5 protein-coding genes are annotated in these 12,533 nt (G+C 70.3%); all 5 read right to left on the bottom strand.

Features of this window, described 5'->3' with window-relative positions; translation table 11 throughout:
- Positions 1-49 precede the first annotated feature (49 nt).
- The 5 genes from I2H31_RS14735 to I2H31_RS14715 all read right to left on the bottom strand — a co-directional run bounded on the left by I2H31_RS14735 (position 50) and on the right by I2H31_RS14715 (position 12,517).
- On the bottom strand, positions 50-4,498 hold the full coding sequence (locus tag I2H31_RS14735; protein WP_196293803.1) for a LamG-like jellyroll fold domain-containing protein: 4,449 nt from the start codon (positions 4,496-4,498) through the stop codon (positions 50-52).
- A 233-nt stretch (positions 4,499-4,731) separates the two neighbouring features.
- Positions 4,732-7,176, bottom strand: coding sequence for an RCC1 domain-containing protein (locus I2H31_RS14730; RefSeq protein ID WP_196293802.1), 2,445 nt, complete (start codon positions 7,174-7,176; stop codon positions 4,732-4,734).
- A 134-nt stretch (positions 7,177-7,310) separates the two neighbouring features.
- Positions 7,311-10,418, bottom strand: a complete 3,108-nt coding sequence (locus tag I2H31_RS14725; protein ID WP_196293801.1) for a beta strand repeat-containing protein — start codon at positions 10,416-10,418, stop codon at positions 7,311-7,313.
- A gap of 431 nt (positions 10,419-10,849) precedes the next feature.
- Entirely contained in the window at positions 10,850-11,518 is a 669-nt protein-coding gene (locus tag I2H31_RS14720) for a response regulator (protein ID WP_196293800.1), read from the bottom strand.
- Positions 11,519-11,596: 78 nt separating this feature from the next.
- Positions 11,597-12,517 carry a metallophosphoesterase gene (locus tag I2H31_RS14715; RefSeq protein ID WP_196293799.1) on the bottom strand — a complete coding sequence of 307 codons (921 nt, stop codon included), beginning with the start codon at positions 12,515-12,517 and terminating at the stop codon, positions 11,597-11,599.
- Between the last annotated feature and the right edge of the window lie 16 nt (positions 12,518-12,533).

Here is a 12,533-nt window from a genome sequence, read left to right as displayed (position 1 = left end):
CCGCTGCCCCCGGCGGGACAACGGCGGCTTTAGTGGCAGGAAAGAAGTTCTACTCTACCGTCAGCTTCACGGCCTTCGCGCCGGCGCGCACCACGTACGCGCCCGCCGGCAGCCCGGCCGCCAGCGCCGCCGTGCCGGTGGCGTCGGCCGTGGCCGTGGCCACCGTGCGGCCCAGCGCGTCGGTCACCGTCACCACCGTACCGGGTGCTACGCCCGTGAGGGTGGCCGCGCCGTGGGCGGGGTTGGGGTACAGGGCCAGCCCTTCGGCCGCGCCCGTCAGGGCCACGGCGCGCACGGGCGAGTGGCGGAAGCTGCCGTCCGCGTCCACCTGCTTCAAGCGGTAGTAGAGCAGGGCCGCGTCGGCGGGCAGCTTCGCGTCCAGCAGCTCGTAGCGGCGGGCGCTGCTGCTACTGCCGGCCGCGGCCACCGTGCCGAGGCGGCCGAACGTGCGCCCGTCGGTACTACGCTCCACTTCAAAGGCAGCGCTGTTCTTCTCGCTGGCCGTGGCCCAGGCCAGGCGCACGGCGCTGTTGCCCTGAGCCGTGGCCGTGAACGTAGTCAGCTCCACGGGCAGCGGGGTGGCCTGGCTTACCACGTTGGAGTAGGCGCCCTGGTCGGGCTGAGCCAGGGCGCTATTGAGGGCCCGCACGCGGTAGAAGTAGGGGCTGCTGGCATTCAGGCCCGTCAGGGCGTAGCTCGTGGCCGTGGTGGCGAAGGGTGAGCCGGCAATGGGGGCCGTGAAGTCGGCCGTGGTCGACACGTCGAGCAGGTAGCTCGTCGCGGTGCCGTAAGCCGGAGCCGTCCAGTTCACCGTGAAGCCGGTAGCGCTGCGGGCGGTGGACGTGGTGGCCACCGGCACCACCAGGGCATAGCTCTGCACGTAGTTGCTGGCGGTGTTGCCGCTGGCCAGGGCGAAGTTTGTGAGCATGGCGGGGGTACCGTTGGCCAGGTCGTAGAGCGTGGTCAGGCCGGCGTTGGCACCGGTGCTGGGCGTGGCGGGCGTGCCCTGGTCCAGGTTGTAATGGAGTACCAGGCTGGCGGGCACGGCGGCGTTCGGGCTGGTCATGTCGGCCCGCAGCTGGGCCGGGGTCAGGGCCACTGAGTACACGCGCACCTCGTCGATGCTGCCGGGGAAGTACTCGTAGTTGGCCCCCGAGCCGGGGTTGTTGGTGCTGCCGATGCGCAGGTTGCGGGCGTCGGGCACGGTGTGGCCGCCCGGCTGGTCGCTGCCCACGGCCGCCCCGTCGAGGTAGATGGTGCGGGTGGTGCCGTCGAAGGTGGCGGCCACGTGGTGCCAGCGCCCGCTCAGGTCGGGCGTGTTCACGATGAGATCGGGGCCCCACCAGTAGTTGATGATGCCGGTGGGGCTCAGGCGCAGGGCGTTCACCTGGTTGCTCGTGCCGTAGGTGCCCCAGCCGATGATGCCGTACACGCCCATCTGGTTGGGCTTAATCCAGGCCTCGATGGTGTAGGCGCTGTTGCCCACCGGCACGGGCGTGCTCAGGGGCAGGGCCAGGTGGTCGTCCACCCCGTCAAACGCCAGCGCGTTGCCGGGAGGAGGCATTACCGCAAACGCTGCGCTGGCCGTGCCAGTGGCCGTGGTGATAACGACGTTGCCGGTCGGCGCCGCCGTGGCGGGCACGCGCACCACCAGGCTGGTGCCGGTGTTGCTGAGGATGCCCGCCAAGGCGTTGGCTCCGTTGATGGTGAGGGCCGTGGGGCTGCCCAAGCTGGTGCCGGTGAGGGTGATGGCCTGGCCCAGCCCGCCGGGGGTGGGGGCCACGGCCGTGAGCGTGGGCGCGGACGGCGGCGGCGGCGCGTAGAAGCCCACGCGGCTCAGCTGCTTGCTGCCGTCGCCCACGGTCGTGAACGCGCCCCCCGCCACCAGCTGACTGCCGGCCACCGCCAGCGCCTGCACCGTGCTGCTGAGGCCGGTGCCCAGCCCGTTCCAGGCGGTGCCGTCCCAGCGGGCCACGCAGCGCAACGACTGCGCGATGGCGGTGGTGTAGGCGCCCGTAAACTGCCCGCCCACATAGAGGTCGGTGCCCGACACGGCCAGCGCGTTCACGGTGCTGCTCACCCCGTTGTTGGCGGTGATGGCCGGCGCGGTGCCGTTGCCCAGCCCGTTCCAGGCCGTGCCGTCCCAGCGGGCCACGCGGTTGAGCGGCTGCGTGCCGGCCCCGGCGTAGACGGTAGTGAAGCTGCCGCCCATGTAGAGGTCGGGGCCCCGCACGGCCAGTGCGTACACGTTGCTGCTCACCCCGTTGTTGGCGGTGTTGGCGGCGGCGGTGCCGTTGCCCAGCCCGTTCCAGGCCGTGCCGTCCCAGCGGGCCACGCAGCGCAACGACTGCGCGATGGCGGTGGTGTAGGCGCCCGTAAATTGCCCGCCCACATAGAGGTCGGTGCCCGACACGGCCAGCGCGTACACGATGTTGTTCACCCCGTTGTTGGTACTGGTGGCGGCGGCGGCGCCGTTGCCCAGCCCCTTCCACGCCGTGCCGTCCCAGCGGGCCACGCGGGTGAGCGCCTGCCCACCAGCCGTGGTGTTGGCGGTGGTGAAGTTGCCGCCCACGTAGAGGTCGGTGGCCGACGCGGCCAGCGCGTACACGATGTTGTTCACCCCGTTGTTGGTACTGGTGGCGGCGGCGCCATTGCCCAGCCCGTTCCACGCGGTGCCGTCCCAGCGGGCCACGAAGCGCAGCAACTGCTGGCCGGCCGGGGTGTAGGTGGCGCCAAACTGCCCGCCCACGTAGAGGTCGGTGCCCCGCACGGCCAGCGCGTATACCGGGGCGCTCACCCCGTTGTTGGTGGCGGTGGGCGCGGCGGTGCCGTTGCCCAGCCCACTCCACGCGGTGCCGTCCCAGCGGGCCACGTTGTTGGCCACCACCAGCCCCACGCTCGTGAAGGTGCCGCCCACGTACACGTCGCCGTTGGCGGCCACGGCCACGGCGTTCACCGTGCCGCTGGCCCCGTTTTGCAGGGGGCCTACCTTGTTCCAGGCGCTGCCGTCCCAGCGGGCCAGGCGGTTGAGCGGCGGCTGGCCGGCGGCCGCATAGGTGGAGCTAAACTGCCCGCCCACGTACACGTCGGTGCCCGACACGGCCAGCGCGTTCACGGTGCTGCTCACCCCGTTGTTGGTGTTGGTGGCCGGCGCGGCGCCGTTGCCCAGCCCGTTCCAGGCGGTGCCGTCCCAGCGGGCCACGCGGGTGAGCACCGACGAACTGGCGGTGGTGTAGGCCAGGGTGAACTGCCCGCCTACGTAGAGGTCGGTGCCCAGCACGGCCAGCGCCTGCACGATGTAGTTTGCCCCGTTGTTGGTGGTGGTAGCGGGGGTGGCGCCGTTGCCCAGCCCATTCCAGGCGGTGCCGTCCCAGCGGGCCACGTAGTTGAGCAGCTGCGTGCCGGCCGGGCTGTTGGTGCTCGTGAACTGCCCCCCCACGAACACGTCGGTGCCCCGCACGGCCAGCGCCTGCACGGGGGCGCTGGTGCCGTTGTTGGTGGTGGCGGCGGGGGTGGCGCCGTTGCCCAGCCCGTTCCACGCCGTGCCGTCCCAGCGGGCCACGCGGCTCAGGGGCTGCTGTCCGGCCACGGTGTTGGCGACCGTAAAGCTGCCGCCCACGTACGCGTCGGTGGCCGATGCGGCCAGCGCGTACACGTTGCTGCTCACCCCGTTGTTGGTGGTGGTGGCGGGGGTGGTGCCGTTGCCCAACCCATTCCAGGCCGTGCCGTCCCAGCGGGCCACGCGGCTCAGGGGCTGCGCGCCGGCCGCGCTGTTGGCGGCGCTAAACTGCCCGCCCACGTACACGTCGGTGCCTTGCACGGCCAGCGCAAATACGACGTCATTGGTGCCGTTGTTGGTGGTGGCGGCCGGCGCGGTGCCGTTGCCCAGCCCGTTCCACGCCGTGCCGTCCCAACGGACCACGTAGCGCAGCGACTGCTGGCCGGCCGGGGTAATGGTGCCCGTGAAGGAGCCGCCCACGTAGAGGTCGGTGCCCAGCACGGCCAGCGCAAACACGGAGTTGTTGGTGCCGTTGTTGCCGGCGGTGGCGGGGGTAGTGCCATTGCCCAGGGCCTGCCAGGTGCTGCCGTTCCAGCGGGCGATGTTGTTGGCCAGCACGGCCCCCACGGCCGTGAACTGCCCGCCCACGTACACGTCGCCGTTGGCCGCCACGGCCACGGCGCTGAGCGTGCTGTTGGGGCCGTTCAGGGCGAAGTTGTCCGACCAGTTCTCGTCGCCGGCCCCGGTGGTGCGAAACACCGGGCCGCCGGTTTTGGGGTCCAGCGTCATGCGATAGCCTTTGGCATCGAACGAACCAGCCTGGCCGCGGCGCAGGGTACCGTCGGGGTTGAGGGCCGCGCCCACCGAAGGCGCCGCGCCGGCGGCCGGGGCCTGGGCGCGGGCGGCGCGGCCGGCCAGCAGCAGGGCCAGCAAGGCCAGCAGCAACGCGAGGGGCCGCACGCGGCCGGGGTGCCCGAAGGCGGGGAAGAGGTTTTTCATGAAAACAAGCGTGGATTGAAGCATGTGGAAGGCCGGCGGCGCCTACGCCAGCCCACCGCGGGCCGGGCGCTAAAAGCCGGCCCCCGGCAATTCCACAAAGGTCCCCGCGTCGGCAACACGGCGGTATGACATGAATATGTCATTTTGCAGCCCCCGTGCCCCCGGCGTGAGCGCAGCAAAAAGCCCCCGCGCCGGGGGCACGGGGGCTATTGGCTCTGCGCAGGAACTGGCGCTTACTCCACCGTGAGCCGGACGGCGCGGCTGCCGGCGCGCACCACGTACACGCCCGCCGGGGTGCTGGCCGGCAGCACCAGCGCCGCCGTGCCCGTGGCGTCGGCCGTGGCGGTAGCTACCGGGCGGCCCAGGGCGTCGGTCACCGTCACCACCGTCCCGGGTCCTGCGCCCGTGAGGGTGGCCGCGCCATCGGGGGCGGGGTTGGGGTAGAGAAATAAACCCCGGGCCGCTTCCAAGGCCGCCGGATAAGCGGCCGAAACGACGGTGGAAGGAAAGATGAGCAGCGGAACCGCGGTATTGATGAGCAGGCCTGACTGGCCGCTGCTATTGCTGCCCCAGGCCCAGAGGGTACCACTGGGGCGGAGGCCCAGGCTATGCGCGCCACCCGCGCTCAAGCTTTGCCAGGTAGTGGCCACGCCAACTGGCACCGGGGCGAAGCGGTCGGTGGTAGTGCCGTCGCCGAGCTGGCCGCTGGCATTGCCGCCCCAAGCCCAAAGGGTGCCGTTGGTGCGCCGGGCCAGACTATGGGCGCCCCCCGCGCTTACGTCCTGCCAGGTGGTGGCCGTGCCGATTTGCACCGGCGCATTGCGGTCGGTGGTGGTGCCGTCGCCGAGCTCACCATTGGCGTTGATACCCCAAGCCCAGAGCGTGCCATTGGTGCGCACGGCTAGGCTGTGCAGGTCGCCGGCATCCATGCTTTGCCAGTCAGTGGCCGCGCCCACTTGCGTCGGGATGATGCGCTGGGCGATGGTACCGTCGCCGAGCTGGCCGTTGGCGTTGGTGCCCCAGGCCCAGAGGGTGCCGTCGGCCTTCAAGGCCAGGCTGTAGCGCTCACCCGCGCTCACCCTGCGCCAAGTGGTGCCTGCACCGATTTGCACCGGGGCGAGGCGGTCAATGATAGTGCCATTGCCCACTTGGCCGTTCTGGTTGAAACCCCAGGCCCAAAGAGTGCCATCGGTACGCACGGCCAGACTGTGGAAACTTCCCGCGCTTACGTCCTGCCAGGTGGTAGCCGTGCCGATTTGCGTTGGGGTATAGCGGTCGGCGGTGGTGCCGTCGCCCAACTGGCCATTGGCGTTGGTGCCCCAGGCCCACAAGGTCCCATCCGTCCTCACGGCCAGGCTGAAGTAGCTGCCTGCGCTCACACCGCGCCAAGTGGTGGCCGCGCCGATTCGTACCGGCGTATAGCGGTCGTTGGTGGTGCCGTCGCCGAGTTGGCCATACAGATTGCGCCCCCAGGCCCAGAGGGTGCCGTCGGCCTGCAGAGCCAGGCTGTGCGCGTCGCCCGCGCTTATGCTTTGCCAGGTGGTAGCTGTTCCGACCTGCACCGAAACGAGATTTAGTACGCTGCTGACCAAAGCGCTGCCCACTTGGCCAAAGGTATTGCTGCCCCAGGCCCAGAGCGTGCCGTCGGTGCGTGCGGCCAGGGTGTGCTCGTCCCCCGCGCTCGCGCTCTGCCAGGTGGTGAGTGCGCCGATTTGCGCCGGCGCATTGCGCTGGGGGGCGGTGGTGCCGTCGCCGAGTTGTCCTTCGAAATTTTCGCCCCAGGTCCAGAGTGTGCCGTCGGTGCGCACGGCCACGCTGTGCACGTCTCCCGCGCTCACGCTCTGCCAGGTGGTGGCCGTGCCGATTTGCACCGGGGCGGGGCGGTTGGCGGAGGTGCCGTCGCCCACTTGGCCGAACAGATTGTTGCCCCAGGCCCAGAGCGAACCATCGGTGCGCAGGGCCAGGGTGTGCCCACGACCGGTGCTTACGCTACGCCAGGTAGTGGCCGTACCAACTTGCACCGGGGTGTAGCGGTTGGTGGTGGTGCCGTCGCCGAGTTCGCCGCTGCTGTTGATTCCCCAAGCCCACAGGGTGCCGTCGGTGCGCACGGCCAAGCTGTGACTGTTCCCCGCGCTCACGCTCTGCCAGGTAGTGGCCGTGCCAACTTGCGCCGGGGCGTTGCGTCTGGTGGTGGAGCCGTCGCCGAGCTGGCCGTAGTTATTCTCACCCCAGGCCCAAAGCGTGCCGTCCGCCTTCACGGCCAAACTGTGGTAGCTGCCTGCGCTCACGCTCTGCCAAGTAGTGGCCGTGCCGACTTGCGTCGGCGCATTGCGCTGGGTGTTGGTTCCGTCGCCAAGCTGGCCGTAGAAGTTATCGCCCCAAGCCCAAAGCGTGCCATCATTCTTAATACCAAAGCTGAACAGGGTGCCCGCGCTCACGCTTTGCCAGGTGGTGGCCATGCCAATTTGTACTGGGAGGGCGCGCTGGGGGGCGGTGGTGCCGTCGCCCAGCTGGCCGTACTGGTTGCGGCCCCAGGCCCAGAGCGTGCCGTCGGGGTGAATGCTCAACGAGTGGTTCCGGCCGGCATCAACAATAATGGTGGCGGCGGCCAGCAACGGCAGCCAGGCCAGCAGCAGGGCGGCCAGCAGCAGCCGGCCAAGAGAGAAGATGTGTTTCATCGAGTGAAGGACACTACAAAAAAGAGATGGAGCCAATAAGACAGAAGGGGGGAATCCCAGTAAAAGTACGGCGCCCCGCGCCCTGTCCTAATATGCCGTGGGGCGTAGCTGTAGCGGCGCCAGATGCAGCGGCCCTACTCCACCGTGAGCCGGACGGCGCGGGTGCCGGCGCGCACCACGTACACGCCCGCCGGGGTACTGGCCGGCAACGCCAGCGCCGCCGTGCCGGTGGCGTCGGCCGTGGCGGTAGCTACCGGGCGGCCCAGGGCGTCGGTCACCGTCACCACCATCCCGGGTGCTACGCCCGTGAGGGTGGCCGTGCCGCCGGGGGCGGGGTTGGGGTAGAGGGCCAGGCCCGCGTCGGCGCCCGTGAGGGCCACCGTGCGCACGGGCGAGTAGCGGAACGTGCCGTCGGCGTCCACTTGCTTGAGGCGGTAGTAGAGCACGGCGGCGCCAGCAGGCAGGTGCTCATCGAGCAGGCCGTAGCGGCGGGCCGCGCTGCTGCTGCCGGCGGCGGCCACCGTGCCGATGGCGGCAAACGCGTGGCCGTCCGGGCTGCGTTGCACCTCAAAGGCGGCGCTGTGCTGTTCCGAAGCGGTGACCCAGGCCAGGCGCACGGCGGCTGGGCCAGCGGGCGTGGCCGTGAACTGCGTCAGCACTACCGGCAGGGGCTGGGTGGCCAGCACGGCCAGGCGGGTCAGGCTTTCGCAGGCGCCCACGGTTTGGGAGGCGTAGTAGGTGGTGCCGTCCGTGAGCGGGGCGGTGGTGGGCAGGGGCGCGCCGCCGCCGGGCGTGGCGTACCACTGCACGGCTGTGCCGGCGGCCACCAGGCTGGCCACCGTGGCCCCGGCCGCGACGCTCTGACTGGCCGCCCCGGTGGGCGCGGCCGGCGGCCCCACCCCGATGACGACTTTGTTTTCGTAGGGCACCCCGCCCACCAGCACGCCGGCGGGGACGTTTTTGGCAATGACCAGGGTGTACCCCAGGCCGGACCGGCTCCCGACAATGCTGCTGCACCCGCTGACGGGGCCCACCAGGGCCCCCGTTCCGCTGCCTAGCACCAGGGCCCCGGCCCGGGTGGTCGCCCCGTTTTTCCAATCCAGGTCATTCACCACGTAGTTGCCATTGGCCAGCGGGCTGATGGTGTTATCGCGGCCCAGCTGCTCGTTGGTGGTGCTGCCCACCAGGGAGTTGGCCGCGCTCACCGGGCCCGTGGTGCCGGTGCTGCCGTTGCCCCAGGTGATGGCCCCGGCGCTGGTGGCCGCGCTGTTGGCCCAGTTGGGGGTGCCCGCCACGTAGTGGCCGTTGGCCAGCGCCACCACGGTGCTGCCCACCTGGTCGCCGGGGTTGGTGCCCACCAGCGAGTTGGCCGTGCTCACGGGCCCCACAATGCCGGCCGTGCCGCTGCCCCAGGTCACGGCTCCGGCATTGGTCACCGCGCCGTTGGCCCAGTTCGGGCTAATGGCCACGTAGTTGCCATTAGCCAGCGCCGCGGCGCCGTAGCCGTAGCCCACCTGGTCGTTGCTTTTGGTGCCCACCAGGGAGTTGGCGGCGCTTACGGCGCCCACAATGCCGGCCGTGCCGCTGCTCCAGGTCACGGCCCCGGCGTCGGTGGCCGTCCCATTGTCCCAGGTGCTGCTGCTCACCACGTAGTTGCCGTTAGTGAGGGCGGTCACGCGGCCTATCTGGTCGTTGGCGGTGGTGCCCACCAGGGAGTTGGCCGCGCTCACCGGGCCCGCGATGCCGGCCGTGCCGCTGCCCCAGGTCACGGCCCCGGCCAGGGCGCTGCCGCCGTTTTTCCACTCCCAGCTGCTCACCACGTAGTTGCCATTGGCCAGGGCCGTCACGCCGTAGTAGCCCACTTTGTCGTTGGCGTTGGTGCCCACCAGCGAGTTGGCGGCGCTCACCAATCCGCTGATGCCCGTCGTGCCGTTGCCCCAGGTCACGGCCCCGGCGCTGGCGCTCGACCCGTTTCTCCAGCTGGCGCTCAGCACCACGTAGTTGCCGTTGGGGAGGGGCGTCACCCCTTCGTTGGCAATCCGGTCGTTGGCGCTGCCGCCCACCAGGGAGTTGGCCGCGCTCACCGGGCCCGCGATGCCGGTAGTGCCGCTGCCCCAGGTCGCGGCCCCCACGCTGTTGCCCGCCGCGTTTCGCCAGTAGTGGCTGCTCACCACGTAGTGGCCGTTGGGGAGGGGTGTCACGCCGTCGTAGCCCACCTGGTCGTTGCTTTTGGTGCCCACCAGGGAGTTGGCCGCGCTCACCACGCCGCTGATGCCGCTGGTGCCATTGCCCCAGGTCACGGCCCCGGCGTCGGTGGCCGTGGTTCCGTTGTCCCAGCTGCTGCTGCTCACCACGTAGTTGCCGTTGGCCAGCGCCGCGATGGTGGTTTTGTTGAACTGGTAAAGGCCCACCTGGTCGTAGGCGGCGGTGCCCACCAGGGAGTTGGCGGTGCTCACCGGGCCCGTGGTGCCAGTGGCGCCGTTGGCCCAGGTCACGGCCCCGGCGCTGGTCACCGCGCCGTTGGACCAGTTGTAGCTGTTCACCACGTAGTTGCCGTTGGTGAGGGCCGTCACGCCGCCCCGGCCCACCCCGTCGCCAGTGCTGGTGCCCACCAGGGAGTTGGCCGCGCTCACCGCCCCTCTGACGCCGGCCGTGCCGCTGCCCCAGGTCACGGCCCCGGCATTGTACGCGGTTCCGTTGGTCCAGCTGCTGGTAGATACCACGTAGTTGCCGTTGGCCAGCACCGTGATGGTGCCCACCCCGTCGCCGGTGCTGGTGCCTACCAGGGAGTTGGCCGCGCTTACCATGCCGCTTACGCCCGTCGTGCCGCTGCCCCAGGTCACGGCCCCGGCATACATGCTCGTGCCGTTGGCCCAAAATCCGCTGCTCACCAGGTAGTTGCCGCCGGGCAGTGCCACGATGGAGCTGCCCACCTTGTCCTGGGCCTGGGAGCCGGTGAGGGTGCTGATGAGGGCGAAGGTGCTGCCGTTGTAGAGGTGCACGGCCCCCACGTTCTGAATGGCGCCGTCGTCGTAGCCGGGGTCGGCCACCACGTAATTGCCGTTGGGCAATACCATGACGGTGCTACCGAACAGGCCGGAGCCGGCGGGGCCCGTGAGGGTGACGGGCTGGGCCGTGCCCGGCAGCCCGGCCAGCAACACCAGCCCGCCGGCCAGCCCGCCCAAACGGCCAACCGCGCCCGCGCGCCCGGCAAGGCCGGAGAACAGAGTAAAAAGAAGCATACGTGCCGGAAAAAGCGAGCATGCCAGCTTCCCTGCCGGGCCGGGGGCCGGTGAACCCGGCAGCCAGGGGCGCTGCGCGCGGCCCCGCGCGGCCCCGCGCCACCCGGCGAAGAAAGAAGGAAGACTCATGAAAATGCGTAAGTCCGCAAAGAACCGGCCGCCGTCGGCCCGCGCCAAGCCGGCCGTGTACCCTAAACAGGGTACACGGGCCGGTGCCGCCGGCTTCGGCAGCCGCCTTACCACGCGCTCAGCTGCCGGGCGGGGCCCCGCTTTTCGCGCGGCACACGCCCGGGGCCAGCCGGGCCCGTCGGCGGCGGGCCCAGCAGTCAACCGGTGACTCAGCGCGTTTAGCCGGCCCATGAGAGGGCTCGGAGCGGGACCGGCGGGGGTGGCGGCGCCGGCGGGAGGGGGGCGCCGCCGTGCACGCGGCGCTAGTGGGGCCGGCGTTTAAGGGCGTGGGCCATCAGCTCGCCCTTGGAGTTGACTTGCAGCTTGCGGTACACCGCCCGAATGTGGTTGCGCACGGTGTCGAGGCTGATGTGGTGGCGCTCGGCGATGAGTTTGTAGCTGAGGCCGTCTTCGATGCCGCGAACGATTTCCATCTCCCGCGAGGTGAGGGTTTCCGGCAGCAGGCTTTCCAGCGGCAGCATGGGCGGGGGCACGGGGTGCCCGGCAAAGGCCTGCACCACGTAGCGCGCCACGCCGGGGCTCATGGGCGAGCCGCCGGCCGCCACCTGCAGCAGGTGTTCCTTGAGCTGGGCCAGGGGCGTGTTCTTGAGCAGGTAGCCCACCGCGCCGGCCCGCAGCGCCTGGAACACGCGCTCGGCGTCGGCGTACACGCTCAGCATGAGTATCTGGGCCTCGGGCAGGCGCTCCTGAATGAGGGGCAGGCCCTGAATGCCGGTGAGGCCGGGCAGGCCGATGTCGGAGAGGATGAGCTGCGGCGGCCGCGCAGCCGCGGGCAGCGCGTGCAAAAAGCCCTCCACGGAGTCCGCCGTCAGCACGCACTGAAACTCGGGCTGCGCGCAGAGGTATTCGTTCAGGGTTTCCCGGATGGGGGCCTGGTCTTCGATAATGGCCAGGGCCATGGGGAATGTCATGGGGCAAAGTTCCGCCGCAAACCAACACGGCGCCATGACATAAAGATGTTGTTTTTGCACCGGCAAGCCCGCGCCGGGCTAGGCGCGCACCAGCCCCTCGGGCGTGAGGGCCGGCTCGCCCTGCCAGCGGTAGCCCACCAGCTCGCCGCCCTTGGCCACGCTGTAGTCGAGGCACACGGAGTGCGGCGTGAGAATCCGGGGCTCGCCGCGCAGCCAGTAGTGGCCGAAGAACACCGGCGTCTCGTCCTGGTAGTAGCTGGCGTCGGGCAGGGCGGCCGCGTCCACCGGCTGGTCGGCCAGGGCCTCAATGCGTTCGAGGAAGTAGTCGTGGTAGGTGGAGGCGGCCGGGTCGCGCCACCAGGCCGTGCGCACGCGGGTGCGGCGGTGGCCGTCCTTGTCGAAGAAATGACGGCCGTCGGGCAGGTCGGTTTCCTGGCCTTTCAGCGTGATTTCGATGGCCCTGAACTCCTCGGAGCCCGCGCGGCTGGCCCGCAGCAGAAAGTCGGGCGTGAGGCGGGCATCGGGCAGCTCCCGGCGCAGGTAGGCAATGTAGCGGGCGTCCCAGCAGGCGTGCACCACGCGCAGCCCCGGCAGCTCCAGAAACAGCGGCAGCCGCATGAACCACGCCAGGTAGTCCCGCCACTCGGCAAACAGCTCCTTGGTGCTGAAGGCCTTGATGGTTTCGAGGTGCTGCAGAATGTGGTGGGGCAAGTGCGGCCGCAGGTGCCCGCCGGTGGGGTCGAAGGCCCAAAAGGCGAGGGCGTTGTACTCGTGGTTGCCCATCACGGCCAGGGCGGTGCCGGCGTCCACCATGCCGCGCACCACTTGCAGCGTCTCGCGGATGGCCGGCCCGCGGTCAATGAAATCCCCGAGAAAGATGACCTGCCGGCCCGCCGGGTGGCGGTAGATGCCGGCTGCGTTGGGCACGTAGCCGAGCTTCTGCAGCAGCTGGTGGAGCTCGGGGGCGTGGCCGTGGATGTCGCCGATGAGGTCGTACATGGGAGAAACAGAGAAG

Origin of the sequence: Hymenobacter ruricola (assembly GCF_015694525.1) — a bacterium.
GTDB lineage: Bacteria > Bacteroidota > Bacteroidia > Cytophagales > Hymenobacteraceae > Hymenobacter > Hymenobacter ruricola.
Note: the sequence above shows the minus strand (reverse complement) of the source record. Positions and strands in the feature narration are given on the sequence as shown.